General features: G+C 69.2%; 23 protein-coding genes. 16 read left to right on the plus strand and 7 right to left on the minus strand.

Going from position 1 to position 25,914, the window contains the following annotated elements:
• Positions 1-381 precede the first annotated feature (381 nt).
• Together ACSVC7_RS03900 and hisS are read right to left on the minus strand one after the other, a co-directional pair.
• Positions 382-1,578 (minus strand): hypothetical protein, encoded by a 1,197-nt coding sequence (locus ACSVC7_RS03900; RefSeq protein WP_448202486.1) that lies wholly within the window; start codon positions 1,576-1,578, stop codon positions 382-384.
• A gap of 660 nt (positions 1,579-2,238) precedes the next feature.
• Entirely contained in the window at positions 2,239-3,591 is a 1,353-nt protein-coding gene (gene hisS / locus ACSVC7_RS03905; protein ID WP_448202485.1) for a histidine--tRNA ligase, read from the minus strand.
• A gap of 116 nt (positions 3,592-3,707) precedes the next feature.
• Between hisS and pyrC the strand changes: the two genes are divergently transcribed.
• A complete protein-coding gene (gene pyrC, locus ACSVC7_RS03910; protein WP_448202484.1) occupies positions 3,708-4,763 on the plus strand; it encodes a dihydroorotase in 1,056 nt (351 codons plus the stop codon).
• Positions 4,764-4,828: 65 nt separating this feature from the next.
• Here the strand turns inward: pyrC and ACSVC7_RS03915 are convergent, their stop codons facing one another.
• The gene (locus tag ACSVC7_RS03915; RefSeq protein ID WP_448202483.1) at positions 4,829-5,722 is read right to left on the minus strand and encodes a LysR family transcriptional regulator; all 894 of its coding nucleotides are present in this window, start codon (positions 5,720-5,722) and stop codon (positions 4,829-4,831) included.
• Between the two features lie 174 nt (positions 5,723-5,896).
• Here ACSVC7_RS03915 and ACSVC7_RS03920 point away from each other — a divergent pair, with 174 nt between their 5' ends.
• Positions 5,897-7,180 (plus strand): NAD(P)/FAD-dependent oxidoreductase, encoded by a 1,284-nt coding sequence (locus ACSVC7_RS03920; RefSeq protein ID WP_448202482.1) that lies wholly within the window; start codon positions 5,897-5,899, stop codon positions 7,178-7,180.
• A 199-nt stretch (positions 7,181-7,379) separates the two neighbouring features.
• Complete coding sequence (locus ACSVC7_RS03925) at positions 7,380-8,573, plus strand: carboxylate--amine ligase (protein ID WP_448202481.1); 1,194 nt, start codon at positions 7,380-7,382, stop codon at positions 8,571-8,573.
• A 38-nt stretch (positions 8,574-8,611) separates the two neighbouring features.
• Here the strand turns inward: ACSVC7_RS03925 and ACSVC7_RS03930 are convergent, their stop codons facing one another.
• Positions 8,612-8,920: a hypothetical protein gene (locus ACSVC7_RS03930; protein ID WP_448202480.1), complete on the minus strand. Its 309-nt coding sequence runs from the start codon at positions 8,918-8,920 to the stop codon at positions 8,612-8,614.
• 193 nt (positions 8,921-9,113) lie between these two features.
• Entirely contained in the window at positions 9,114-9,575 is a 462-nt protein-coding gene (locus ACSVC7_RS03935) for an Lrp/AsnC ligand binding domain-containing protein (protein WP_448202479.1), read from the minus strand.
• A 295-nt stretch (positions 9,576-9,870) separates the two neighbouring features.
• Between ACSVC7_RS03935 and putA the strand changes: the two genes are divergently transcribed.
• Both putA and lhpI read left to right on the plus strand, forming a co-directional pair.
• Complete coding sequence (gene putA / locus ACSVC7_RS03940) at positions 9,871-13,653, plus strand: trifunctional transcriptional regulator/proline dehydrogenase/L-glutamate gamma-semialdehyde dehydrogenase (RefSeq protein ID WP_448202478.1); 3,783 nt, start codon at positions 9,871-9,873, stop codon at positions 13,651-13,653.
• 224 nt (positions 13,654-13,877) lie between these two features.
• A complete protein-coding gene (lhpI, locus tag ACSVC7_RS03945) occupies positions 13,878-14,822 on the plus strand; it encodes a bifunctional Delta(1)-pyrroline-2-carboxylate/Delta(1)-piperideine-2-carboxylate reductase (RefSeq protein ID WP_448202477.1) in 945 nt (314 codons plus the stop codon).
• A gap of 144 nt (positions 14,823-14,966) precedes the next feature.
• Here the strand turns inward: lhpI and ACSVC7_RS03950 are convergent, their stop codons facing one another.
• The gene (locus tag ACSVC7_RS03950) at positions 14,967-15,731 is read right to left on the minus strand and encodes a sulfite exporter TauE/SafE family protein (protein WP_448202476.1); all 765 of its coding nucleotides are present in this window, start codon (positions 15,729-15,731) and stop codon (positions 14,967-14,969) included.
• 26 nt (positions 15,732-15,757) lie between these two features.
• Positions 15,758-16,453, minus strand: coding sequence for a GntR family transcriptional regulator (locus tag ACSVC7_RS03955; protein WP_448202475.1), 696 nt, complete (start codon positions 16,451-16,453; stop codon positions 15,758-15,760).
• A gap of 413 nt (positions 16,454-16,866) precedes the next feature.
• On the opposite strand from ACSVC7_RS03955, the gene madL reads away from it, so the two are divergent.
• The 11 genes from madL (at position 16,867) to ACSVC7_RS04010 (ending at position 25,871) form a co-directional block, all read left to right on the plus strand.
• Positions 16,867-17,274, plus strand: coding sequence for a malonate transporter subunit MadL (madL, locus tag ACSVC7_RS03960; RefSeq protein ID WP_448202474.1), 408 nt, complete (start codon positions 16,867-16,869; stop codon positions 17,272-17,274).
• A gap of 12 nt (positions 17,275-17,286) precedes the next feature.
• Complete coding sequence (gene madM, locus ACSVC7_RS03965) at positions 17,287-18,051, plus strand: malonate transporter subunit MadM (protein WP_448202473.1); 765 nt, start codon at positions 17,287-17,289, stop codon at positions 18,049-18,051.
• 32 nt (positions 18,052-18,083) lie between these two features.
• Positions 18,084-19,727, plus strand: coding sequence for a malonate decarboxylase subunit alpha (mdcA, locus tag ACSVC7_RS03970; RefSeq protein WP_448202472.1), 1,644 nt, complete (start codon positions 18,084-18,086; stop codon positions 19,725-19,727).
• A 48-nt stretch (positions 19,728-19,775) separates the two neighbouring features.
• Positions 19,776-20,105 carry a malonate decarboxylase acyl carrier protein gene (mdcC, locus tag ACSVC7_RS03975; protein WP_448202471.1) on the plus strand — a complete coding sequence of 110 codons (330 nt, stop codon included), beginning with the start codon at positions 19,776-19,778 and terminating at the stop codon, positions 20,103-20,105.
• Entirely contained in the window at positions 20,102-20,989 is an 888-nt protein-coding gene (locus ACSVC7_RS03980) for a biotin-independent malonate decarboxylase subunit beta (RefSeq protein WP_448202470.1), read from the plus strand. Before mdcC ends, ACSVC7_RS03980 begins: the two co-directional genes overlap by 4 nt.
• Before the next feature lie 3 nt (positions 20,990-20,992).
• Positions 20,993-21,730, plus strand: coding sequence for a biotin-independent malonate decarboxylase subunit gamma (gene mdcE / locus ACSVC7_RS03985; RefSeq protein WP_448202469.1), 738 nt, complete (start codon positions 20,993-20,995; stop codon positions 21,728-21,730).
• Positions 21,720-22,406, plus strand: coding sequence for a malonate decarboxylase holo-[acyl-carrier-protein] synthase (mdcG, locus tag ACSVC7_RS03990; protein WP_448202468.1), 687 nt, complete (start codon positions 21,720-21,722; stop codon positions 22,404-22,406). Before mdcE ends, mdcG begins: the two co-directional genes overlap by 11 nt.
• 184 nt (positions 22,407-22,590) lie before the next feature.
• Complete coding sequence (gene mdcB, locus ACSVC7_RS03995; RefSeq protein WP_448202467.1) at positions 22,591-23,481, plus strand: triphosphoribosyl-dephospho-CoA synthase MdcB; 891 nt, start codon at positions 22,591-22,593, stop codon at positions 23,479-23,481.
• 8 nt (positions 23,482-23,489) lie between these two features.
• On the plus strand, positions 23,490-24,407 hold the full coding sequence (locus ACSVC7_RS04000; RefSeq protein WP_448202466.1) for an ACP S-malonyltransferase: 918 nt from the start codon (positions 23,490-23,492) through the stop codon (positions 24,405-24,407).
• A gap of 94 nt (positions 24,408-24,501) precedes the next feature.
• Positions 24,502-24,819, plus strand: a complete 318-nt coding sequence (locus ACSVC7_RS04005) for a hypothetical protein (RefSeq protein WP_448202465.1) — start codon at positions 24,502-24,504, stop codon at positions 24,817-24,819.
• 149 nt (positions 24,820-24,968) lie between these two features.
• The gene (locus ACSVC7_RS04010) at positions 24,969-25,871 is read left to right on the plus strand and encodes a DMT family transporter (protein ID WP_448202464.1); all 903 of its coding nucleotides are present in this window, start codon (positions 24,969-24,971) and stop codon (positions 25,869-25,871) included.
• The last annotated feature ends 43 nt before the right edge of the window (positions 25,872-25,914 follow it).

Below are 25,914 nucleotides of genomic sequence, written 5' to 3' on the forward strand. Positions count from 1 at the left end.
TCCATTCCGGAGCCGCAAAGAATACTTTCCAAATCCTATGAAAATACCCGGAAACTGGTCTTCTTGCCGTTTGCGCGGTTGCCACGGGTTGGGTTGCGTCGGCGCGCAACCCAACCCGTGGCCTCACCGTCCTGGTGGCGCGGTTCAGACGGGCTTTTTGGGGGGGCACGCATGGCGCGCGATATCCTCCCGGTCACCATCCCCCGCTTCATCTCCGAGTTGGCCATCCTCGCCGCGATCACCGGAGCGGTGTGGGTGTGGAGTTGCCTTGCCGACGCGCGCCCCCGGACAACACGGCCTTCCGGACGCCGCGCTGCCCCAGAAGCATGCCGGACGGGGGCTCCGATCGGGTTATCAATATCAGGTAAGAAAACCTGCAACTTATTGGGACGCGATAAAACGGCTCACAATGGGAACGCACCTCCCAAGCTCCTGAAGACCGCCCTTGTACTGCATCTTGTCAGCATGAAACCGCGATGTGTATTCGCTGAACTGGCTTTCTGTGTACCCACGAGCAAGTAAAGTCCTTTTTACTTTTTCAAATCCATCAATAAACAACTGCTTTGCTGGTTCTATGTTGAATGCTATTTCCTGAGCGCTGAGCTTGCTCGCTTTTATCACATTTGCGATTTCAATCATGATGCTACTGACGCAATAGGTTACATCATCAATGTTATAATTTACATTCACTCCACTCCGGTAAAAACCGTATGCATAACTAAAATCCATTTCTGTGAATTGCACTTTCCCGCCTGTTGTGGACGACAATACGTTGTTTCCCGCGTTCATATCATTCACGCATTTCGATATGTCACTCCACCTTTTTACAACGATATAGATTCCCATTCTCCCTTCGATGCCTCCCGCGTCTTTCACGGACTGCCCTATAGTAGAGTCATCATAATAATTTTTGACAATATTAGAAAAGCCTGTTGCATTTAGCTTTTGCACCAATTCATTCAACTTGCCGAATGATGTGACTGCCGCTTTCTGCGCATCGTCACTGATTGGACGAAAGCTGTTTCCGGCGACTGTGTAGAACGAGCCGATGTAAGTGTGGCAGTAAAAAAGTCTTCTCAAGGCTGCGGCGTCAGCGTTTGATATCGGCCTTGCAGTATCATTGTTTCGGGGCATCGATAGCGCGCCGTTTCCGGACTTTTGCTGATCGTTCGGATTGGCGGCCGTTCCGGCGGGATTGTTCGAAAAGTCATCCAATCTTATCGAAACAACAACTTCGACCTGCCGCCCTTTCAAGCGTTCCGGTGCTTTCACATGTTTGCACTTACTAAATGTTCGAATTAGAGACTGCCCGACTGCGCGATAAACCGGATCGGACAAAACGGCGTTGCGATCAACGAGCGACATACCGACATAGTTGCCGCCTTCATCAAATGACAGGCGGGCGGGCATGGCCCCTCCTTGAAGTTTTTCGAGCTCCCCTGCGCTCCAACAGGCAGCGATTTGCCTTTTCAAATCTGCCGCCTCGGACAAAGTAAGATCTGAAATACCTTCTTGCGCCATCAAAGAGGTAGAGGACAGCGCCAGCATTATCGAAAAAGACCATAAGACCGCTTTCACGACTCTCTCCACACGTTATACCGCCGAGCGGACGTCCCGACACATCCCACATCGTCATGGCCGGGCTTGACGATGAAGTAAGAGCAGGTGGGTCAGCGCTTCAGCGCAACGGTATTACATGCGCTCAGCCCAGGCAAACCACCAGGACTCAACCTAGGGCGGCGGGAACGAGGGGCAGTCGCTGATTCGTCCATGCTTCTGGTGCCGAAGCAGCCTAACCACGTGCGCCCGGGCGCTCACGTTTCCCATGGAAAAGAATGCCGGGGTTGCGCCTGACCTGTCACCGGTTGCCGAAAAGCCGGTCATCGCCGACTTCGAACGCAACCGCCTGAAGCGGATTTTGATCCGCTTTGGACGGCGACGGCGCTTGGCCTCTCGCGGGTGCTTCGTTCCCGCTGGCGGCAGGCGGATGCCAGAGGCATTCGTTGAGAGCCGGCGAATGAGGCCGTATGAATCTAAAGCGAATGGCAATTCGCAATAAGCGTGCGCGGGAAAAAAAGTCTCGCCGAAGTTCGAGAACCACAAAACGCCTTTTTTGATTTCTTTCTCTGGTGTGGGCCCGCTTCCGCGTGCCAATCGTCTAAATCGTTTCGAAGAACAATACAGCCTGTAGAATGGGAAAAGGTTGGGTCGCGGTTTTGCGCAACCCAACCTGCGGCCTCACCGCCCCAGCAATTCTTTTGCCTTGACGGCGATCTCGGCCAGCGGGACCTCGACCTGCTCGCCCTTCACCAGATGCTTCAGGGTCGCCGTGCCGCGCGCCTTCTCGTCGGAGCCCATCAGGACCACCACGGGGATGCCGGCGCGGTCCGCGTACTTCATCTGCTTGGCGATCTTGCCGCCGTCGAGCTGGATTTCCGTGTTGATGCCGGCCGCCCGCAGTTCCGTCGCCAGACGGTAGTAGTCGGCGGACAGCGCCGGGTCCATCTGGGTCACCAGCACCTCGGCCGTGGCGCCGCCGTCCTTGATGATGCCGGCTTCCATCAGTTGGTAGAACAGCCGCGTGGCGCCAATGGAGATGCCCACGCCCGGCAGCTTCGACTTGGTGTAGTGGCTGGCCAGATTGTCGTAGCGCCCGCCGGAGCACACGCTGCCGATGCCCGGATGGTCGTTCAGGAAAGTCTCGTAGACCGTGCCGGTGTAGTAGTCGAGCCCGCGCGCGATGGCGAGGTTGATGCGCACCACCCCGTCCGGCACCTGGAAGGCCTTCAGCCCCTCTATGACGGTCGTCAGCTCCGACACGCCCTGGCGGAAGGTCTCGTTGTCGACGTTCAGCGCGTTGAGCGCGGCCAGCGTCTCCTCGTTGGTTCCCTTGGCGTCGATCAGCGACAGGATCTTCTCCGCCACCTCCGCCGGGGCGCCGAGATTGCCGGTCAGGCTGTCGCGCACCTTGTCGCGGCCGATCTTGTCCAGCTTGTCGATCTCGCGCAGGACCAGCACGCGCTTTTCGGCGTCGTCGATGCCCAGCCCGTCCAGCAGGCCCAGCAGGACCTTGCGGTTGTTCACGTTGATGGTGAAGCCGCCGAAGTCCAGCTCGCTGAAGACGTGGTAGATGACCGCCGGGATCTCCGCGTCATAGTGCGGCGACAGGCTGTCCTTGCCGATCACGTCGATATCGCACTGGTAGAACTCGCGGAAGCGCCCGCGCTGGGCGCGCTCGCCCCGGTAGACGCGCTGGATCTGGTAGCGGCGGAAGGGAAAGGCGAGGTCGCGCTCATGCTCCGCCACATAGCGGGCGAGCGGCACGGTCAGATCGAAGCGCAGCGCGATGTCCGGCTTGTGCCCCTGCTGGATGGCGCCGGTGGACTGCACGAAATAGACCTGCTTCTCCGTCTCGCCGCCGGACTTGGTCAGCAGGGTGTCCACCGTCTCGAACACCGGGGTTTCCACCGGCACGAAGCCGAAGCGCTCGTAGCCCCGGCGGATGGTGTCGAGAAGACGCTGGAAGGCCACCTGCTGGCGCGGCAGCAACTCCATCGTTCCGGGCGGGGTGCGGGGGGTGATCAGGCTCATCGGCGCACGTCTGGCTTCGAAAATCTTCGGGAAGGCCACGGTTTTACCGGCTTTCCGTGAAGGCCGGAAGGGGCTAGAACACCGGCGACCCCAGTTCTTTTCGCGCCGGAGCCGTCATGCCCACCGACCGTCTCGTCCTTCGCCGTCCCGACGACTGGCATGTGCACCTGCGCGACGGCGCCATGCTGAAGGCGGTGCTGCCCTTCACCGCGCGCCAGTTCGGCCGCGCCATCATCATGCCGAACCTGAAGCCGCCGGTGACCACCGCCGCCGACGCCGTGGCTTATCGGGAGCGCATCCTGGCGGCCCTGCCGGACGGGCTGTCCTTCACGCCGCTGATGACCGCCTACCTGACCGACGGCACCGACGCCGACGATCTGGCGCGCGGCTTCCAGGACGGCGTCTTCGCGGCAGCCAAGCTCTACCCGGCCAACGCCACCACCAACAGCGCCCACGGCGTGACCGACATCGCCAGGATCGCCCCGGTGCTGGAGCGCATGGCCGAGGTCGGCATGCCGCTGCTGATCCACGGCGAGGTCACCGACGGCGACGTGGACATCTTCGACCGCGAGGCCGTCTTCATCGACCGCGTCCTGGTCCCGCTGCTGGAGCGCCACAAGACCCTGCGCGTGGTGCTGGAGCACGCCACGACGGCGGAGGCCGTGGCCTTCGTGCGCGACCACGCCGCGTCAGGCCGCGTCGGGGCGACGATCACCGCGCACCACCTGCTGATCAACCGCAGCCACATCTTCCAGGGCGGCATCCGCCCGCACCTCTACTGCCTGCCCATCGCCAAGCGCGAGAAGCACCGCGTGGCCCTGGTCGAAGCCGCGATCTCCGGCGAGAGCCCTTTCTTCCTGGGCACCGACACAGCCCCGCACCCGGTCACCGCGAAGGAAAGCGCCTGCGGCTGCGCCGGCTGCTTCACCGCCGCCAACGCGATGGAACTCTACGCCGAGGCCTTCGAGCAGGCGGGCGCGCTGGACAAGCTGGAGGCCTTCGCCAGCCTGAACGGCCCGCGTTTCTACGGTCTGCCGGCAAGCGAGGAGCGGGTGGTGCTGGAGCGCACCGCCTCCACCACCCCGGACATCGTGCTGACCGCCGACGGCGACGCCGTGCTGCCCTTCCGCAGCGGCGAGACCATGCGCTGGAGCTTCGTCGGCCCGGCGTGATCCGCAAGGGCGCGTAAAAAGCCCTCTCCCGCCGGGGGCGGGAGAGGGGACTTATGGTCGCTTCTTCAGAACCCAACCGCCTGCTTGCGGATCCAGCCGCGGAAGGCCTGGAGCGGCGGGTAGGACTCGCGATTGGTGGGCCAGGCGAGGTAGTAGCGCCCGGCGCTCTCGACCGGCCCGTCGAGCGCTTCCACCAGATCGCCGCGCGCCAGTTCCGCTTCGAACAGGAAGCGGGGCAGCAGCGCCACCCCCATGCCGGAGGTCGCGGCCTGCGCCACCGTGGCGAACTGGTCGATCAGCATGCCGCGCACGCCGTCCGGCGTCACGCCCATGGCCTCGAACCAGCGTTCCCACGCGTCGGGCCGCGAAACCAGATGCAGGAGCGGGGCGGCCAGCAGGTCCCCCGGCTTTGCGAACCGGTGCCGGTCGCGCAGTTGGGGGCTGCAGGCGGGGACCACCGTCTCGCTCATCAGCGGGTCGAGTTCGGCGCCCGGCCAGTCCGGCATCCCGAAATGGATCGCCGCGTCGACCTGTTCGATCTGGAAGTCGAAGGGGGCCAGCCGGGTGGTCAGGTTGACGGTGATCCCCGGATGTTCGGCCACGAAGCCGGGCAGGCGGGGGGCCAGCCACCGCGTGCCGAAGGTCGGCAGGATCGCCAGATTGAGCGTGCCGCCGCGCGGGTTGGCGCGGAAGTTCAGCGTTGCCGTGGCGATGTGCTGCAAGGCCTCGCGCACCTGCTGCGCGTAGGTCTCGCCGGCCAGCGTCAGGCGCACGGTCTGCCGCTCGCGCACGAACAGCTCCGCCCCCAGCATGTCCTCCAGCGCCCGGATCTGGCGGCTGACGGCGCTCTGCGTCAGGTTAAGCTCGATCGCCGCGGCCGTGAAGCTCTGATGGCGGGCGGAGGCCTCGAACGCGCTCAGCAGCGACATGGAGGGCAGGAAACGGCGCACGATCGCCACGTTACGTCATCCTTGTGCCCATATCATTCCAATCCGTCATGAGGTTACACGGCAACATCGTTTGAAACAACCGGACCCGCGGGCGAGGATGATGCCAGAGGCGCATGATGTGCTCCTCCGCCGGGGCTCAACCAAAGCCGGGACCATCCTCGCCCAACCTGAAGAAGGCGCCGCATGAAGAACGATCAGCGCAGCCATGGCCTGTGGGAGCGGTCCGCTCCGCCGCCCCCGGCCACCACCGCCCTCCAGGGCGACATCGCCGTCGACGTGGCCGTGATCGGCGCGGGCTTCACCGGCCTGTCGGCGGCGCTCCACCTCGCGCAGGGCGGCGCGTCCGTCGCCGTGCTGGAGGGGGTGGAGATCGGCTTCGGCGGGTCCGGCCGCAACGTCGGCCTCGTCAACGCCGGGATGTGGGTCATGCCGGACGAGCTTCCCGCCGTGCTGGGGGCCGTGCATGGACAGCGGCTGCTCGACCTGCTCGGCAACGCGCCGGCCGCCGTCTTCGATCTGGTGGAACGGCACGGCATGGCCTGCGAGGCCGAGCATCGCGGCACCCTGCACTGCGCGGTGGGGCCGGGCGGCTTCAAGGAGCTTCAGGAGCGCTGCCGCCAGTGGCAGGAGCGCGGCGCCCCGGTCCACCTGCTGGGCGCGGAGGAGACGGCGCGCAAGGTCGGGACTACGGCCTACGCGGGCTCGCTGCTCGACCTGCGCGCCGGGACCATCCAGCCGCTCGCCTACGCCCGTGGGCTGGCGGCCGCGGCCATCGCCGCCGGTGCGGTCGTCCACACCGCCAGCCCGGTCGAGTCGGTGTCTGACGAGGGCACCGCGTGGCGCCTGCGGACGCCGGGCGGCACGGTGCGCGCGCGCTGGGTGATCGTCGCGACCAACGCCTACACCAGCGGGGTCTGGCCGGAGGTGCGCGCCGAACTCGTCCATCTGCCCTACTTCAACCTCGCCACGGAGCCGCTCTCCGACGATCTGCGCCGCTCCATCCTGCCGGAGCGGCAGGGGGCGTGGGACACCCGCGAGGTGCTGAGTTCCTTCCGCTTCGACCAGCAGGGCCGGCTCGTCTTCGGCAGCGTCGGCGCGCTGCGCGGGACGGGGCTGGCGATCCACCGCGACTGGGGCCGCCGGGCGCTCGCCAAGCTGTTCCCGCAGCTGCGGGGGGTGCGGTTCGAAACCGAATGGTACGGCCAGATCGGCATGACCGGGAACGCCCTGCCGCGCTTCCACCGCCTGGGCCGGCAGGTCGTCTCCTTCAGCGGCTACAACGGCCGGGGCATCGCGCCCGGCACGGTGTTCGGGCGGTGCCTCGCGCAGTTCGTGCTCGGCGCGGTCGCCGAGGCGGACCTCCCGCTGCCGGTCAGCGCGCCCGAGCCCGCCAAATACCGGGCCGCGAAGGAGGCCTATTACGAGATCGGCGCCCAATTGGCCCATCTGGCCGGCGCGCGTTTCTGAGGCGTGATGCGGGGGGTGGAAGGAGTAGAGCCTTCACCCCGCGCGGAACTTCGCGCTGCCCCCTTGATGCTGCCCCGCAGCAAGAAGCGCTACTTCATAAACCGGGATCACCTTCGGCCGCGCGCTGTGCGAGCATTCGCCTGCAAAGGTTTCCTTGCTCCCCGCGCAACGCCTGCCCGCGCAAAGCCTGGAGGGATCCATGGACGGCTCTGTCCGACAACAGCCGCTTGCCTGCGTGATGGGCAGCATGAACCTGCTGCGTCCCATCGGTCTGGCCGGCATCCGTTGCGCCGCCGTCGCCACCCCCGGCGCGCCGACGCACTACTCGCGCTTCACCGATCACGTCATCCCCTGGAACGACCTCGGGAAGGACCAGGACCGGCTGGTGGAGCGGCTGGTCGCCTTCGGGGCGAGCCAGCCCGAACGGCCGGTGCTGTATTTCGAGGACGACGTCCAGCTGCTGCTGGTGTCGCGCTATCGCGACCACCTGTCCAAGGCGTTCCGCTTCGTCCTCGCCGACGCGCAACTGGTCGAAGACCTCGTCGACAAGACCCGCTTCCAGCGTCTGGCCGAACGGCTCGACCTGCCGGTGCCGGCGACGCGCCGCCTGCGCCTGACCGCATCCGACGCGCCGCCGGACCTCGACCTGAACTTTCCGTTGATCGTCAAGCCCGCCACACGGGGCCGCGCCTGGGTGGCGATGGGGGAGGCCGCCAAAGCCCGCCAAATCGACAGCGCCGAGGAGTTGCGGGCGCTGTGGCCGCACTTCGCCGCGGCGGGCGAAGACCTGCTGGCGCAGGAACTCATCCCCGGCGCCGAAACCGGCATCGAGAGCTATCACGTCTACGTCGATCCCACGGGCGAGATCGTCGCCGAGTTCACCGGCCGCAAGATCCGCACCTACCCCCGGGAGTACGGCCACACCACGGCGGTGACTATCACCGACGAGGCGGACGTGCGCGCGCTCGGCCGCTCCCTGACGGCCAAGCTGGGCCTGACGGGTGTCGCCAAGTTCGACTTCAAGCGCGCCCCGAACGGCCGCCTGTACCTGCTGGAGGTCAACCCCCGCTTCAACCTGTGGCATTTCCCCGGCGCGCTCGCCGGGGCGAACTTGCCGGCGCTCGCCTACGCTGATTTGGTCGGCTATCCCCGGCCGGAGGTGCGACCGGTGCAGGTCGGCGTGCGCTGGGTCCACCCGCTGGTGGACGCGAAGGCGTCGCGCGTCTGGGGCGTGCCGCTGACCGAGTGGCTTCCCTGGATGCTGTCCTGCGAGGCCAAATCGACCCTCTTCCTGGACGACCCCATGCCCTTCATCGGCGGCGCCTGGCACCGCTGGGTGGCGCCTTCCCGCCCGGCCGACACCCCCTACACCGAAACCAAGATCAAGGCATAGGGAGCATCGAGGCCGCAAGCGCCACGCCCGGCGATCCGTTACCAGCGTGACGGCGACGGCTCGTGGGCGACCGGCTGGCCCATTTCGCGGAAGTGGAAAAGATGCAGTGCGTGCTGGCCGTTGTAGTCCAGCACGCGCAAGTCGTCCGTTTCCCGAAGGTCGTGGCACACCATGTCGAAGTGCCGGCCATAGCGTTCCTTCGCCAGGGACAGCGGGATGGAGTAGGCGACGAACTTGTCGATGCCTTTGGTGGCGAGTTTGCGAACCAACTCCTGGTCCTCGATCGAGCCGTAGGACGTCAGGATCACCAGCGGGCCGCTGCCGGTGAAGAGAAAGAACGCGTTCATGGCCGTCCTCCCCTTGTCTTGTCCTGCCGGATTGCCTTGCCCCGCCGGAACACCGGCGGGCTTTTGTGTTTTCAGGCTCTATTCCCTCGCGTTTCGTTCCTTCTCAATATGGATCGAGGCCCGGTCGTTCAGCATGACGCAGGTTGAGAACCGCGTTGGGAACAGGGGGTGACCGTACCCCTTTCGCCGCGCCTCACAGCGGCAAGGGGCTGTCGTTCTTCACCTCCTCCATCACCGCGTAGGTGCGGGTTTCGCGCACGCCCGGCAGGGAGAGCAGAACCTCCCCCAGGAAATGCCGGTAGGCCGCCATGTCGGCGACGCGGGTCTTCACCAGATAGTCGAATCCGCCGGCCACCATGTGGCACTCCAGCACCTCCGGCATGTTGCGCACCGCCTGGGCGAACTTGTCGAAGACGTCCGGCGTGGTCTTGTCGAGCAGCACCTCGACGAACACCAGCAATCCGAAGCCGAGCCGGTGCGGGTCCAGCCGGGCCGTGAAGCCCGTGACGTACCCCTCCTTCTGAAGCCGGCGCAGACGTTCCCCGGTGGTGGTCGGCGACAGGCCGACCCGATCCGCGAGGTCGACCGCCGATATGCGGCCATCGACCTGAAGAATCGAGAGGATCCGCCGGTCGATTTTGTCGATGTCCGTCATTTTCACGCTCCGGAAGCTTGCATTCCGTAGTTACAACGGAAAGACGGCGAAAGCAACACTGGAAGCACGGCGGGTTTGTGGCTAACCTTGTTTTCGTCGCACGGGGAAAGACGCCGGAAGGCATTTCGGCCAAACCACGGCCGCTCGCCAAAACGGGCGGTAGAGGAAATGGCCTTCTGTACTGAACCTGTGTTGAAGACACGCCGGCGGCGATTGCGCCGCTGACCGCCAAACCCCACTTGACGAAACACCACCCCGCCCGTCGCGGGCCTGCCGAACAGAGCGGACGACACCCATGACCAGCATGATGAAGCCTTTCGAGACCACGACGGCATCCGGGATCAAGGCGGCAACCGGGATCGAGGCGGGCACCCAGGTGGCGGCCCCGCACCCCTTCGCGGCCTTCGCGCCGCCCATCCGCCCGGCGAGCGCGCTGCGCGCCGCCATCACCGCCGCCTACCGCCGGTCCGAAACCGACATCCTGCCCGTCCTGCTGGAGCAGGCGACGCTGCCCCCCGCCGTCGCCAAGGCCGCCCAGGCGACCGCCCGCACGCTCATCACCGCGCTGCGCGCCAAGCCGCCGGGGCGCGGGGTGGAGGGGCTGATCCACGAATACAGCTTGTCCAGCCAGGAAGGCCTTGCCCTGATGTGCCTGGCCGAGGCGCTGCTGCGCATCCCCGACGCCGCCACCCGCGACGCGCTGATCCGCGACAAGCTGTCCGGCGGCGACTGGCAGGCGCATCTCGGCCACAGCCCGTCGCTGTTCGTCAACGCCGCCACCTGGGGCCTGCTCATCACCGGCAAGCTGACCGCCTCGGTCAGCGCGCAGGCGCTGTCCTCCGCCCTGACCCGCCTGATCGCGCGCGGGGGCGAGCCGCTGATCCGCAAGGCCGTCGATTTCGCCATCCGCATGATGGGCGAGCAGTTCGTCACCGGCCAGACCATCGCCGAGGCGCTGACCAACAGCCGCAAGATGGAGGCGGAGGGCTTCCGCTACTCCTACGACATGCTCGGCGAGGCCGCCATGACGGCGGAGGACGCCGCCCGCTACTACGCCGACTACGAGCGCGCCATCCACGCCATCGGCAAGGCCGCCGCCGGGCGCGGCATTTACGACGGCCCCGGCATCTCCATCAAGCTGTCGGCCATCCACCCCCGCTATGCGCGCGCCCAGGCCGACCGTGTGATGGTGGAACTGCTGCCGCGCGTGAAGGCGCTGGCGCTGCTGGCCAAGGGCTACGACATCGGCCTGAACATCGACGCGGAGGAGGCCGACCGGCTGGAACTCTCGCTCGATCTGATGGAATCGCTCTGCTTCGACGCGGATCTGGCGGGCTGGAACGGTCTCGGCTTCGTCGTGCAGGCCTATGGCAAGCGCTGCCCGGCCGTCATCGACTTCCTGATCGACCTCGCGCGGCGCAGCGGCCACCGGCTGATGGTCCGGCTGGTCAAGGGCGCCTATTGGGACGCCGAGATCAAGCGCGCCCAGCTCGACGGGCTGGACGACTTCCCGGTCTACACGCGCAAGGTCTACACCGACGTGTCCTACGTCGCCTGCGCGCGCAAGCTGCTGGGCGCCCCGGACGCGGTGTTCCCGCAGTTCGCCACCCACAACGCCCAGACGCTGGCGACCATCTACGAGCTGGCCGGCCCCGACTTCCACGTCGGCCAGTACGAATTCCAGTGCCTGCACGGCATGGGCGAGCCGCTGTACAAGGAGGTGGTCGGCCCGCTGAAGCGGCCCTGCCGCATCTACGCGCCGGTCGGCACGCACGAAACGCTGCTGGCCTATCTGGTGCGCCGCCTGCTGGAGAACGGGGCCAACAGCTCCTTCGTCAACCGGATCGCCGACACGTCCGTGCCCGTGGATGATCTGGTGGCCGACCCGGTGGCGGTGGCGCGGGCCATCCAGCCGCTCGGCGCGCCGCACGCGCTGATCGCCCGGCCGCGCGACCTCTACGCGCCGGAGCGGCCCAACTCCGCCGGCCTCGACTTGTCGAACGAACAGGAACTGGCCCGCCTGTCCGCCACCCTGGCGGCCAGCGCCGAGGTCGCCTGGACCGCCGCCCCCGTGCTCGCCGCCCCCGTGCTTGCGGACGGCGAGAAAAGCGGCGAAGCGCGCCCGGTGCTGAACCCCGCCGACCGCCGTGACGTGGTCGGCTCGGTGATCGAGGCCACGCCGGAGCTGGTCGAGGCCGCCGCCCGCCACGCCGCGTCCGCCGCTCCCGCCTGGGCCGCCACCGCGCCGGCGGAGCGCGCCGCCTGCCTGTTCCGCGCCGCCGACGCCATGCAGGCGCGCATGCCGACGCTGCTCGGCCTGATCGTGCGCGAGGCCGGCAAGTCGCTGCCCAACGCCATCGCCGAGGTGCGCGAGGCCATCGACTTCCTGCGCTACTACGGCGCCCAGGTCTGTGACCGCTTCGACCCCGCCACCCACGTCCCGGTCGGGCCGGTGGTGTGCATCAGCCCGTGGAACTTCCCGCTGGCCATCTTCATCGGGCAGGTCGCCGCCGCGCTGGCCGCCGGCAACCCGGTGCTCGCCAAGCCGGCGGAGGAAACCCCGCTGATCGCGGCAGAGGGCGTGCGCCTCCTGCACGCCGCCGGCGTCCCGACCGGTGCGCTCCAGCTCCTGCCCGGTGCCGGCGAAGTCGGGGCGGCGCTGGTCGGCAACCCGGAGACGCGGGCGGTGATGTTCACCGGCTCCACCGAGGTGGCGCGGCTGATTCAGAAGCAGCTGTCCGGCCGCCTGTCGCCGGCCAACCCTGCTCAGTCCGGCGCGCCCATTCCGCTGATCGCCGAGACCGGCGGGCAGAACGCCATGATCGTGGACAGCTCCGCGCTCGCCGAGCAGGTGGTCGGCGACGTGATCGCCTCGGCCTTCGACAGCGCCGGCCAGCGCTGCTCGGCCCTGCGCGTCCTGTGCCTGCAGGAGGACGTGGCCGACCGCATCCTCGCCATGCTGAAGGGCGCGATGCGGGAGCTGCGCGTCGGCAATCCCGACCGTCTGGCAACCGACGTCGGCCCGGTCATCACCGAGGAGGCCAAGGCCGGCATCGAGCGCCACATCGCCGCGCTGCGCGCCAAGGGCCGCCGGGTGGAGGCGCTGCCCCTGCCGGCGGAGACGCAGCACGGCACCTTCGTCCCGCCGACCCTGATCGAGATCGCCGGCATTGCGGAGCTGGAGCGCGAGGTGTTCGGCCCGGTGCTGCACGTCGTGCGCTTCCGCCGCGACGATCTGGACGGGCTGGTGGACGCCATCAACGCGACCGGCTACGGCCTGACCTTCGGCCTGCACACGCGCATCGACGCGACCATCGAGCGGGTGACGGAGCGGATCGCGGTGGGCAACGTCTACGTCAACCGCAACACCATCGGCGCGGTGGTCGGGGTGCAGCCCTTCGGCGGCCACGGCCTGTCCGGCACCGGCCCCAAGGCCGGCGGACCGTTCTACCTGACCCGTCTGCTGAGCCGCCGTCCGAAGAGCGTCCTCGACCTGCGCGGTGCAGCGGCGGAGCTTGCCCCCGCCCAGACCTACGCCGACTGGCTACGCAGCCAGGGCCACGCCGACACGGCGGCGCACATTGCCGACTACGCCGCCCGCAGCGCGCTCGGCGGCAGCGCGGATCTGGCCGGTCCGGTGGGCGAGCAGAACGTCTACGGCCTGCACCCGCGAGGCCGGGTCCTGTTGCTGCCGCAGACGGAACGTGGTCTCCTCCTCCAACTCGGCGCCGTCTTCGCGACGGGCAACGACGCGCTGATCGACGCTCCGTCCGAACTGGCCGACCTCCTGCGCAGCCTGCCGGCCGCCCTGGCCCGCCGCGTGGCGATGAGCCCGAACTGGCTGAGCGCCGGCCCGCTGGCCGCGGCGCTGGTGGAAGGCGACCGCGAACGCGTCCTCGACCTCAACCGCCGCATCGCTGACCTGCCGGGACCGATCCTCATCAATCAAGCCGCCTCCAGCGACGGCCTGCGCAGCGGGGCGGAGGACTACACGCTGGACTGGCTGCTGAACGAACGCTCCACCAGCATCAACACCGCCGCCGCCGGCGGCAATGCCTCCCTCGTCGCCATGAGCTGACAAAAGCCCTTCTCCCCTCCGGGGGAGAAGGGTTGGGATGAGGGGGAGCCCCGTTAGGGGCTGTAAACGGGGGCATCGCGGTAATTTTCCGGGCTGCCGCCCGTAACCACCCTCACCCCAACCCCTCTCCCCTCAAGGGAGAGGGGTCATGGGCCTCCCCACCGGGGCGATTCCCCGGTATGTCTTGACCACCCTGAACGCATCCGTCGAGACGAGACCCCGCCATGACCGCGTCCACCCTGTCCATGCTGACCGCCGACCAGACGGCCGAGCGGCTTCCCTTCGGCCCGCTGTGCGACGCGGTGGCGAGCGCCGCCCGCGATTACGCCGCCGGGCGCATCACCAGCCCGGAACGGCAGGTGCTGCCGCTGGCCGGGGACGGGGTGCTGCTGTCCATGCCGGCCACGGCGCAGGACATCGGGATCCACAAGCTGGTCAACGTCTGCCCGGCCAACGGCGCGCGGGGGCTGCCGACCATCCATGGCGTGGTCGCCGTCTACGACGCGCCGACCGGCGTGCCGCTGGCGATCCTCGACGGCCCGACCGTCACCGGCCGCCGCACCGCCGCCGTCTCCATGCTGGCCATCCGCACGCTCGCCCGCAAGGCGCCGCGCCACGTCGCGCTGATCGGCGCCGGCAAGCAGGCCTCCGACCACGCCAAGGCGCTGGCCGCGCTGCATCCCGGCATCCGTGTGGACGTCCACACCCGCCGGCTCGACGCGGCGGAGGCCTTCTGCCGCGCGCACGACGGCCTGGGGCTCGACCTGCATCCCGCGACGGGCGCCATCGATCCGGCGGTCACCGTCGTCATCACCCTGACCACCAGCCGGCAGCCGGTCTATGACGAGGCGCCCCGCCCGGACCGCCTGCTGATCGGCGTCGGCGCCTTCAAGCCGGAGATGGCCGAATACGGCCCGACCTCCATCCTTGGCAGCGAGGTGTTCCTGGACGACCCGGCCGGCGCGCGGCACGAGGCCGGCGACCTGATCCAGGCCGGCTTCGACTGGGCCAAGGGCCGGTCGCTGGCCGACGCGCTGGAGGGACGCGCGTCCCCGGACATGCCCCGCCTGTTCAAGAGCGTCGGCTGCGCGGCCTGGGACCTCGCCGCCGCCCGCTGCGCGGCCTGGGACCTCGCCGCCGCCCGCTGCGCGCTGGCGGCCTCCGCCTGACGCCTTTCTGACATCCCTCGCGCGGGCTTCACGGGCGCAGGGGGCAGGGCGACGTAGGGTTCTCGGTGCCGTCCACGATGCCGGTCAGTGCCCGACCGAACCCGGGGAAATACAAGCGGAAACGGGGCCGTTGGCAAACGGTCCTCACCCCAGCGCCCGCCGCAGCAGGTCGAGGCCGCTCAGCAGCACGAAGCCGAGCACGAGGATGCGGAAAGTCTCCATCCGCACGCGGTTGCGGATGGCTTGGCCGATGCGCATGCCGAGGTAGGTGGGGGCCATGGCGACGGCGGAAATGGCGAGGTCCGTCAGGCTTATGGCCCCGGACCCGCTGAAGGCGACCATCAGCGCCAGCGCCGCAACGACGAACAGGATGGACACCTGCTTGACGAAGTCCTGCCGGTCCAGCCCGACGCCCACGAGATAGAAGACCAGCGGCGGCCCGTAGAGTGCGGCGATCCCGCCCAGGATGCCGGACACCAGCCCGGCGAACGGCCCCGCCCAGCGCTGCGCGCGGGGGGAGAGCCGGTAGCTGGGCAGGGCGGCCAGCGCCGCCGCCAGCACGACGAGGCAGGCGCCGACCATCCCGTAGACCAGATGCCGGTCGGCGGAGACCAGCAGCTTCGCCCCGATGGCAACGCCCACGACCAGCGGCGCGATCACCGGCAGCAGGCCGCGGGCGGCGGGCAGGGTCTTCCCACCCTCCAGCGCCTGCCCGGCGTTGCTGGCGAACATGGGGACGGTCAGCAGGGCGACGGCCGTGGGCAGATCGACCACTTGGCTCAGCAGCGGGACGGCGGTCAGGGGCAGCCCGATGCCGAGCACCCCCTTCACGGTTCCCGTGCCCACCAGGATGGCGGCCACTTCGGCAAGGAGCATCGGCGTCGCGTGGGCGAAGGCGGCGTGCAGCAAAACGGGATTCTCACAAAACGGGATTCTCAGGCGAGTTGCATGTCCTGGATGTAGCTGGTCAGCGCGCAGCTGGCGTTCAGCATGTGCGCGCGCATGCAGCGGGCGGCCTCCTCGCCGTCGCCGCGCGCCATGGCCAGCAGGATCTGCCCGTGCTCCTCGTGCGACTTCACGAGCCGGTCGCCCTTGCGCAGCTGGGTGCGCCGGAAGGCGGACAGCCGGGCGCGGATGCCCACGGCCTGCTCCACCATGAACTGGTTGTGGGTGGCGCGGTAGATCGCCTCGTGGAATTCGCGGTTGAACGCGTCGTAGGCGTTGATGTCGCCGTTGCGCACCCACTCGGCGGAGGCGTCCTGCATGGTCTGCAACTGGCTGCGCTCGGCGGGGGAGATGCGGTAGGTCGCCAGCCGGACGCACATGGCCTCCACCTCGGCGGTCGTCTCGAACATGTCCATGATGCGTTCGGGCGACATGATCGCCACGGTGACGCCGCGCCGCGGCCGGATGTCCACCAGCCCGGTCACCGCGAGCTGCCGCAGGGCTTCGCGCACCGGCGTGCGCGACGCGCCGAAGCGCGTGGCGATCTGCTGCTCGTCCAGCGGCGTGCCGGGCTTCAGCTGGCCGGTCGCGATCTCGTCCGCCAGGGCCTGCCGGATCATGTCGGAGAGGAGGCTCCGGTCCTCGCCCTCGGCGTCGATCGGGATGAGGGGGTGATTGGCGCTCACTGCGTACATGATCCTTTGTTGTGGCGCATCCTGTATGCGCAGCGCCCCTGCTGCCGCGTTCATAGTATGCACAAACCGGCCTGCTGGTCAAAATTATGCTTCCACGCCCCGTGCACGCATGGTATGCATGCACAACAGTCTTGAGGGCCGACAATGGAATACGGAGCCGCTTGACTGAGGGGTGCGCGTATACAGAGCGACCATAAAGAGCCAACGCACGCCCCGGACTTTCCGAAAATGAGAATCGACGGTCGGTCGAAACCGCGACGGTGCGCCTCGCCACGGCCGAACCTTGTCCGGCGGCCGAACCGCGCCAACGAAAAAGGGGAAACGTTCATGACGAAAGAGTGCGTGAACCTGTCCACGCCCGACGCCACCCCCGACGCCGGCTCCGCCCGGCGGGGTGGTGCCGCATGGTGATCCTCGGCACGGCCCTGCTGGCCGCGTGCTACCTGCTCGGCATCATGCTCGGCGACGTTCTGGGCGCGCTGATCGGGGTGAAGGCCAACGTCGGCGGCGTCGGCATCGCCATGATGCTGCTGATCGCCTCGCAGCATTACCTGCGCCAGCGCGGCCTGCTGAAGGCCGAGACGGAGCGCGGCGTCACCTTCTGGGCGATGATGTACATCCCCGTGGTGGTCGCCATGGCCGCGACGCAGAACGTGATCGTCGCGGTGAAGAGCGGCCCGATCGCGCTGCTGGCCGCGGCCGGCTCCGTGGCGCTGTGCGCCTGCGTCATCTCCCTGATCAACCGCGCCATCCACCGGTCCCGGCCCGATGACGCCTGGCAGGCCGGCGCGGCCGCCGCCGACGCCGAATAAGGAGAGGCCGTCATGCTGGACGTGTTCGCACACGAAATCACCGACAACGGGCTGGTCGCGGCCTTCGCCTTCGTCGGCATCGTCATCTGGGTGTCCAACTTCCTGGGGAAGCACCTGACGGGCGGCCGGGTGGCCGGATCGGCCATCGCCGTCCTCGCGGGCCTGGCGCTCGCCTACTGGGGCGGCATGATGACCGGGAAGAGCAAGGGCATGGCCGATCTGGCCCTGTTCGGCGGGCTCGGCCTGATGGGCGGGGCCATGATGCGGGACTTCTGCATCGTCGCCACCGCCAGCGAGGTGCAGGTGGAAGAGGCGAAGAAGGCCGGCTGGCTGGGCTTCATCGCCCTGTTCCTCGGCACCGTCCTGCCCTTCATCGTCGGCGTCGCCGTCGCCATGGCCTTCGGCTACACCGACCCGGTGGCGCTGACCACCATCGGCGCGGGTGCGGTGACCTACATCGTCGGCCCGGTGACCGGTGCCGCCATCGGTGCCACCTCCGACGTGATGGCGCTCAGCATCGCCACGGGCGTGGTCAAGGCGATCCTGGTGATGGTCTTCACCCCCGTGCTGGCCGGCTTCATGCGCCTCGACAACCCGCAGGCGGCGATGGTGTTCGGCGGGCTGGCCGGCACGGTCAGCGGCGTCAGCGCGGGGCTCGCGGCGACCGACCGCCGCCTTGTGCCCTACGGCGCGCTGGTCGCGACCTTCCACACCGGCCTGGGCTGCCTGATGGGACCGTCGGTGCTCTTCCTGGCCGTCAAGGCGCTGCTCGCCTGAACCACATCCCCTGACAAGAGGACGCTGACGACATGCGCGACTGGAACATCCAGGCCCGGAACCGCGAGGCGCGGCTGGCGCGGGCCGCCCATCTCGCTCGCGGCAAGCGGGTGGAGGCCACCGACGCCCGCGCCCTGCTGGAGGCGGTGCTGGAACCCGGCGACCGCGTCTGCCTGGAAGGCAACAACCAGAAGCAGGCCGACTTCCTGGCCTCGACGCTCGCCTCCGTGGACCCGGCCCGTGTGCACGACCTTCACATGGTGCAGTCGGTGCTGGCCCTTCCCGACCATCTCGACGTGTTCGAGCGGGGGATCGCGTCGAAGCTGGACTTCTCCTTCTCCGGCCCGCAGGGGGCGCGGCTGGCCAAGCTGGTCGGGGCGGGGCGCATCTCCATCGGCGCCATCCACACCTACCTGGAGCTGTTCGGCCGCTACTTCGTGGACCTGACCCCGCGCGTCAGCCTCGTGGCGGCGCAGTCCGCGGACGCCGACGGCAACCTCTACACCGGCCCCAACACGGAGGACACGCCGGTCATCGTCGAGGCGACCGCCTTCAAGCGCGGCATCGTCATCGCCCAGGTGAACGAGCTGGTGGACCGCGTGCCGCGCGTGGACATCCCCGGCGGCTGGGTGGACTTCGTGATCCAGAGCCCGCGCCCGCATTACATCGAGCCGCTGTTCACCCGCGACCCGGCCCAGATCTCCGAGGTGCAGGTCCTGATGGCAATGATGGCCATCAAGGGCATCTACGCGGAGTACGAGGTCAACCGCCTGAACCACGGCATCGGCTTCGACACGGCGGCCATCGAGCTGCTGCTGCCGACCTACGCCGAGAGCCTGGGGCTGAAGGGGAAGATCTGCCGGCACTGGGCGCTGAACCCGCACCCGGCGCTGATCCCCGCCATCGAGGCCGGCTTCGTGGAGAGCGTGCATTCCTTCGGCTCCGAAATGGGCATGGAGGAGTACATCCGCGCCCGCCCGGACGTCTTCTTCACCGGCCCCGACGGCAGCATGCGGTCCAACCGCGCCATGTGCCAGGCGGCGGGGCACTACGCCTGCGACCTGTTCATCGGCTCGACCCTTCAGATCGACCTCGCCGGCAACAGCTCCACGGCCACGCTGGGGCGCATCGCCGGCTTCGGCGGCGCGCCGAACATGGGGGCCGACGCGCGCGGCCGCCGGCACGCCAGCCCCGCCTGGCTCAAGGCCGGCCGCGAGGCGCGCGAGGGGCGGGGCACCATCCCGCGCGGCCAGAAGCTGGTCGTGCAGATGGTCGAGACCTTCCGCGAGCACATGCAGCCCGCCTTCGTCGAGCGCCTGGACGCCTGGGAGCTGGGCGAGACCGCCGGCATGGACCTGCCGCCGGTGATGATCTACGGCGAGGACGTCAGCCACATCCTGACCGAGGAGGGCATCGCCAACCTGCTGCTCTGCCGCACCGACGAGGAGCGGGAGCAGGCGATCCGCGGCGTCGCCGGCTACACGCCGGTCGGCCTCGCGCGCGACAGGCGCATGGTGGAGAACCTGCGCGACCGCGGCGTCATCCGCCGGGCCGAGGATCTGGGCATCGACAAGCGGCTCGCCACCCGCGACCTGCTGGCCGCCCGCTCGGTCAAGGACCTGGTGCGCGCGTCCGGCGGCCTCTACGACCCGCCCAAGCGCTTCCGCAACTGGTAACCCCCGCGAGACGAGCCCCGAAAGATCGAATCCCCGAAAGATCAAATTATGGAATCCCTGACCTTCGAATACCGCGGCGGCCGTCCGCTGACATCCGCCCCGCCGGCCACGCTCCCGGCCACCATCGTGGGCGTCGTCGGCTCCGGCAACCTGGAGGTGATGGTGGAGCCCACCGACCTCGGCGGCGTCTGCCGCATCGAGGTGCTGACCGCCGCCGTCGGCTTCGGCCCGATCTGGCGGGCGGTGATGGACGACTTCTTCGACCGCCACCCCGTCGCCGATGTGCGCATTTCCATCAACGACGTCGGCGCCACGCCCGCCGTGGTCAGCCTGCGCCTCGACCAGGCGCTGGAAGCCTTCACCGGAGGCCAACCGTGACCAGCCACAAGCACAGCTATTACGAGGACAGCGCCCGCGAACGCCTCCTCGGCCTCCTCGACCAGGGCAGCTTCCGCGAGATCCTGCCGCCCACCGAACGGGTGGTCAGCCCGCATCTGCGCCAGCTCGACACCCCGGCGGCCTTCGACGACGGCATTGTCGTCGGCAAGGGCCGGCTGGGCGGGCGCCCGGTGCTGGTCGCCGCGCAGGAAGGCGGCTTCATGGGCGGTGCCGTCGGCGAGGTGCACGGCGCCAAGCTGACCGGCCTTCTGGAACGCGCGCTGGACGAGCGTCCGGAGGGCGTCCTGCTGCTGGTGGAATCCGGCGGCGTGCGCCTCCACGAGGCCAACGCCGGCCTGATCGCCGTGTCGGAGGTGATGCGCGCCGTGCTGGCCGTGCGCGCCGCGGGCATTCCGGTGATCGTGCTGGACGGCGGGCAGTTCGGCTGCTTCGGCGGCATGGGCATCGTTTCCCGCCTGTGCGACGCCGTGGTGATGAGCGAGGAGGGCCGCCTCGGCCTGTCCGGCCCGGAGGTGATCGAGACCACCATGGGCGTGGAGGAGTTCGACAGCCGCGACCGGGCGCTGGTCTGGCGCACCGTGGGCGGCAAGCACCGCTACCTGCTGGGCGAGGGCGCCATGCTGGTGGACGACGACGTGGCCGCCTTCCGCGCCGCCGCCCTGCAACTGCTCGACACCACCCCCGACCTGTCGCTGGAGGCGCTGGAGGCGGAGCATGCCGCCCTCGGCGCCCGTCTGGAGCGCTTCGGCGACTGCCGCGACGCGCTGGACATCTGGGCGCGGCTGGGCATCGCGGAGCCGGAACGGCTGCCGATCCTCGACACCGCGACCTTCCTCGCCACCGTCAGCGACAAGCGAGCCTGAGCCATGCCCACCGGATCTATGCCCACTGAATCTATGGACGCCAAGACCCTTCTCGACCGCCTGTTCCCGGACGGCCACGCGGTCGCCTTCGACGGCATCTACTTCTCCGGCACCGGCCGTTCCTACGGCGGCGCCGACGTGGCGGTGATCGGCACGGTGGACAACGCCCCCATCGGGATCGAGCTGGCCTACCGCATGGCCGGCGCGGTGCTGGACGTGGTGCGCAACCACCCCGGCCGGCCGATCCTGCTGCTGGTCGACACCCAGGGCCAGCGGCTCAGCCACCGCGACGAACTGCTGGGCATCAACGGCTACATGGCGCATCTCGCCAAGTGCCTGGACCTTGCCCGCCGCAACGGGCACCGCGTGATCGGGCTGGTCTATTCCCAGGCGGTCAGCGGCGGCTTCCTCGCCAGCAGCATGCTCGCCGACACCTGCTACGCCCTGCCGGAGGCGGAGATCCGCGTCATGAACCTGCCGGCCATGGCGCGCGTCACCAAGATCCCGCTGGAGCGCCTGACGGAGCTGAGCGCCACCTCGCCGGTCTTCGCGCCGGGGGTGGACAACTACCTGCGCATGGGCGCCATCGCGGCGCTGTGGACCGGCGATCTGGCGAGCCAGCTTGCCGAGGCGCTGGCCGCCCCGGTGAACGGCGACCGCCGCCGCGCGCTGGGCGAGGAACGGCACGGCCGCACGCTTGCCCGCAAGGTGGCCGACCGGGTCCGCCGCGATGCCGTCTGACGCGCCCGCGCGCCACGGCCCGGAACGCCACGGCTGGGTAAAGTTGGGGGAGGGATGGGAGGCCCACCTCCGCTCCCCCCTGAGCGTGGAGGAGCGCGCGGAGGTCGAGGATTGGCGTCAACGCGGGCTTCCGCTGGTCGTCGCCCGCCGCCAGCCGGCGGACGGCGCCGACGATCTCCGGCTCGGCCTCGCCACGCCGGACAAGCGGCGGATCGGCGTCCACGCCGCGACCGCCGCCGCGCTCGACCAAACCGGCCCACTGCCGCTCGCCGACAGCGTGCCCTCGGCGCCGGAGGCGTGGCGGGCGCGGCTGGGGGCGGTGGTGCGGCTGGCCGACATCGTGGGCACGCAGGCCCATGTGTTCGGCTCCCTCGCGTGGCAGCACCTCTCCGGCTTGTCCTACGTGCGCGCCGGCTCCGACGTGGACCTGCTGTTCGCGCCGCGCCGCTGGCCGGTGGTGGAAGGGCTGCTCGCCGTGCTGGCGGACCTGGACGGCTTCCACCCGCCTGAAGGCCCGCGCCTCGACGGCGAGATCCTGCTGCCGGACGGCGGCGCCGTCGCCTGGCGCGAACTGGCCGCCCGCCCCGCCAAACTGCTGGTCAAAGGCCCCGCCGACGTCACGCTCCGCAATTACGCGCAGATCACCGCCCTGTTCGACGAATGCCACCCGGAATGAAACCAAAGGCTATCGCATTTGGTGCTCCTAGCCCTCTCCCCTCCGGGGAGAGGGTGGCCCGGAGGGCCGGTGAGGGGGATGCGCTTTTGCCGAACGTTCCGCCACGCGCAACCCCCTCACCCCAACCCTCTCCCCGGAGGGGAGAGGGAGAAGCCTGCCGCAAAGCGAACACAGGATTTTCGACATGACCGTGCCCTCACCCTCCCACGCCTTCGGCGCGGGTCCCTCCCTCTCCCAGCGGGGCTGGGAGAGGGGGTTTGAGTCGGCCCCGATCGGGCGGGCGGCGGTTCGCGCGCTGTACGCCGAGCTGGCGCTGCACCCCAAGCCCGGTCTGGTCAGCCCGCTCGACAGCGGCAGCCACGACGACATGGACATGACCACCTTCATGCGCAGCCTGTTCGCGCTGCGCGGCTATTACCGGGACATCGCCGCCGCCGGGGCGCGCGGCGACCGCTTCGACAGCCTGCAGGCGCTGGGGATCGCTGCGGAGCGGCGCATGCTGGCGGCGACCGGCGGCATCAACACGCACCGGGGCGCGGTGTTCGGCCTGGGCCTGCTGGCCGCCGCCGCCGGCTGGCTGCGCCGGACCGGCGCGCCGGCGGACGGGCGGGCGCTGGGCAAGACGGTGGCGGCGCGGTGGGGGGCCGACATCCTCGCGGCGGCGCCGAAGGCGCCGGACAGCCACGGGGCCGAGGCGATCCGCCGCTACGGGGCGCGCGGCGCCCGGCAGGAGGCGGCGGAGGGCTTCCCGACCCTGTTCGCCGTCGCCATGCCCGTCCTGACCCGCACGCTCGACCTTCTGAACTGCCCGGAGCGGGCGATGGTGCAGACGCTGTTCGCCCTGATGGCGGAGCTGGACGACACCAACCTGCTGCACCGGGGCGGCCCCGCCGGGCTCGTCTTCGTCCAGGCCAAGGCGCGCGCGTTCCTCGAACAAGGCGGCGTCTTCCGGCCCGGCTGGCGCGCCGACGCGCTGGCCCTGCACGAGGCCTGCGTCGCCCGCCGCCTGTCGCCGGGCGGCAGCGCCGACATGCTGGCGGCGGCGTGGTTCGTGCACTCCCAACGGACCCTGTAGGGGGAACCATGGCGCTCGGCATCCTGTGCCCCGGCCAGGGCGGGCAGAACCCCGGCATGCTGGACATACTGGCGGGCGAGCCGGCCGCGCAGGCCGTGCTGGACGCCGCCGAGTGGGTGCTCGGCACCCACCCCCGCGCGCTGGTCGCCGGCCCGCCGGAGGCGATGCAGCGCAACGCCGTCGCGCAGCCGCTGCTCTGCGCCGTGCAGGCGGCGACCTGGGCGGCGCTGCGGCCCCGCCTGCCGCCGGTGCGGCTGTTCGCCGGCTACAGCCTGGGCGAGCTGTCGGCCTACGGCTGCGCCGACGCGCTGGGCACCGACGAACTCCTCGACCTCGCCCGCCGCCGCGCGGAGGCCATGGACCGCGCCTGTCCGGAGCCGAGCGGCCTGCTCGCCGTGCGCGGCCTCGACCGCTCGCAGATCGAGCCGCTGTGCCGCCACCACGGCCTGGAGACCGCCATCGTCAATGACCTGGACCGCCTTGTGGTCGGTGGCCGGCGCGACGCGCTGACCGCGTTCGAGCAGGCCGTCGCCGCGCTCGGCGCCGGGGTCACGCCGCTGGCGGTGACCGTCGCCTCCCACACCTCCCTGATGGCCCCGGCGGCCGAGGCGTTCGGGCGGGTGCTGGAGGGCAGCGGCCTGCGCGCCCCGCTGGTTCCCGTGCTGGCGGGGATCGACGGCGCCCCGGTGCGCGACCGCGACCGCGCCGTCGCCACGCTGACCCGGCAGATCGCGCATACGGTGAACTGGTCCGCCTGCATCGACGGTCTGGTGGAGATGGGCTGCACGGTCCTGCTGGAACTCGGCCCCTGCAACGGGCTGTCCCGCATGGTGCGCGACCGCTTCCCCGACCTGCCCGTGCGCTCCGTCGCCGACTTCCGGTCGCTGCGCGGCGTGGCGGACTGGGTGGAGCGTCAGGCGGGGTGACCCGAAATAAGCGGCCCGGCTGTGCGCCTTTGCCGTCACGAGTGCCCCGCTGAACTGTTTCCATAGTCCACGGGGACCTTCGACGGAGACCGCCATGCGCCGCGCCGACCTTGATGCTGAGCCCATCCAGTACGGTCGCGATGCGCCCCTGGATCCGGCCCTCACCAAGGACGTTTTACGGCTGATCCGCTTTGCCCTGCTGAACCTGATCGTCGGTCTGGTCTGCTGGGTGGCGACCATCATCGCGCTGAACGGCGCCGCCGTCTCCTTCGAGGGGGAGGCCTGCCGCGCCGGGGCCGCCTTCGTCGGCGGCGGGCTGGCCGGCTGCGGTGCCTTCGCCCTGCGCGCCAGCCGCCGCGCCGCCGACACCGCCCGCGCCATCTCCGGCCTGCTGCTGCCCGAACTGCCCTGACGGGGGGAAGCGTCACGGCCCAAGCGGCCCAGGCAAGCGACACGGCCATGCGGCCTGCGCATTTGACCCCTCCGCGTCGTCTGGGCCAGGGTAGGGGCGCGTGATTTTGTCGCGCCCGCCGCCCGCCGGATGAAGGACTTTCCCCCACCATGACCATCGCCGTAAACGCGGCCTCCGCCGCCGCGTCCGGACGCGCCGGCATCGCCTGGATGATCGCCACCACGCTGCTGTTCGTCACCCAGGACGCGGTGATGCGGACCCTGGTCAAGGTCTACCCGATCGTCGAGGTCGCCTGGGCGCGCTTTTCCGTGCATCTGGTCATCGCGGCGGTGATCGTGCTCGCGCGCTCGCCCGGCTACATGCGCTCGCGGCGCCCGGTGGCGCAGCTCCTGCGCTCCGCCCTGCTGGCGGTGCTGACGCTGCTGGCCGCGCTCTCCTACAAGATCCTGCCCTTCGTGGACGTGGCGGCCATCGCCAACGCGGCGCCGGTGCTGGTGACCGTGCTGTCCGTGCCGATCCTGAAGGAGCGGGTGGGCTGGCGCCGCTGGATGGGGGTGATGGTCGGGTTCCTCGGCGCCCTGATGATCATCGGGCCGGCCAGCCTGGTGTTCCAGTGGGCCATCCTGCTGCCGCTCTGCGCGGCGCTGTGCAACGCGCTCTACCAGATCGTCACGCGCATCCTGCGCGGCAGCGACCCGACCATGACGACGCTGTTCTACACCAGCATGGCTGGCACGGCGGTCTGCACGCTGCTGCTGCCCTTCAACTGGGTGACGCCGGACCTGACGGGCTGGGCACTGATGCTGATGCTGGGGAGCGTCGGGGCCGCCAGCCATTTCTGCCTGATCCGTGCCTACACGGCGGCGGACGCGGCGACGGTGGCGCCCTTCGGCTACACCTCGCTGGTCTGGGCGGTTCTGTACGGGCTTCTGGTCTTCGGCGAGGTGCCCAGCGCCTCCACGCTCGCGGGTGGTTTGGTGATCGTCGGCAGCGGCCTTTACATCTTCCACCGCGAGCAGGTCCGCTCGCGCTCCGCAACGCCCCCCGCCTGACTCTGTTGCTTGCCTGAACCTCGGACACACCGACAGGGGAGGG

The sequence above is a fragment of the Azospirillum mesophilum genome, from assembly GCF_053470405.2.

Excerpts from the sequence above, each read along its gene's own strand:
- ACSVC7_RS04000 (WP_448202466.1), top strand. The coding sequence starts at position 23,490 with ATGGCGCTCGGCATCCTGTGCCCCGGCCAGGGCGGGCAGAACCCCGGC.
- mdcB (WP_448202467.1), top strand. The coding sequence starts at position 22,591 with ATGACCGTGCCCTCACCCTCCCACGCCTTCGGCGCGGGTCCCTCCCTC.
- madM (WP_448202473.1), top strand. The coding sequence starts at position 17,287 with ATGCTGGACGTGTTCGCACACGAAATCACCGACAACGGGCTGGTCGCG.
- ACSVC7_RS04010 (WP_448202464.1), top strand. The coding sequence starts at position 24,969 with ATGACCATCGCCGTAAACGCGGCCTCCGCCGCCGCGTCCGGACGCGCC.
- hisS (WP_448202485.1), bottom strand. The coding sequence starts at position 3,591 with ATGAGCCTGATCACCCCCCGCACCCCGCCCGGAACGATGGAGTTGCTG.
- pyrC (WP_448202484.1), top strand. The coding sequence starts at position 3,708 with ATGCCCACCGACCGTCTCGTCCTTCGCCGTCCCGACGACTGGCATGTG.
- madL (WP_448202474.1), top strand. The coding sequence starts at position 16,867 with ATGGTGATCCTCGGCACGGCCCTGCTGGCCGCGTGCTACCTGCTCGGC.
- mdcE (WP_448202469.1), top strand. The coding sequence starts at position 20,993 with ATGCCCACCGGATCTATGCCCACTGAATCTATGGACGCCAAGACCCTT.
- lhpI (WP_448202477.1), top strand. The coding sequence starts at position 13,878 with ATGACCGCGTCCACCCTGTCCATGCTGACCGCCGACCAGACGGCCGAG.
- ACSVC7_RS04005 (WP_448202465.1), top strand. The coding sequence starts at position 24,502 with ATGCGCCGCGCCGACCTTGATGCTGAGCCCATCCAGTACGGTCGCGAT.
- ACSVC7_RS03920 (WP_448202482.1), top strand. The coding sequence starts at position 5,897 with ATGAAGAACGATCAGCGCAGCCATGGCCTGTGGGAGCGGTCCGCTCCG.
- ACSVC7_RS03935 (WP_448202479.1), bottom strand. The coding sequence starts at position 9,575 with ATGACGGACATCGACAAAATCGACCGGCGGATCCTCTCGATTCTTCAG.
- mdcA (WP_448202472.1), top strand. The coding sequence starts at position 18,084 with ATGCGCGACTGGAACATCCAGGCCCGGAACCGCGAGGCGCGGCTGGCG.
- mdcC (WP_448202471.1), top strand. The coding sequence starts at position 19,776 with ATGGAATCCCTGACCTTCGAATACCGCGGCGGCCGTCCGCTGACATCC.
- mdcG (WP_448202468.1), top strand. The coding sequence starts at position 21,720 with ATGCCGTCTGACGCGCCCGCGCGCCACGGCCCGGAACGCCACGGCTGG.
- putA (WP_448202478.1), top strand. The coding sequence starts at position 9,871 with ATGACCAGCATGATGAAGCCTTTCGAGACCACGACGGCATCCGGGATC.
- ACSVC7_RS03930 (WP_448202480.1), bottom strand. The coding sequence starts at position 8,920 with ATGAACGCGTTCTTTCTCTTCACCGGCAGCGGCCCGCTGGTGATCCTG.
- ACSVC7_RS03925 (WP_448202481.1), top strand. The coding sequence starts at position 7,380 with ATGGACGGCTCTGTCCGACAACAGCCGCTTGCCTGCGTGATGGGCAGC.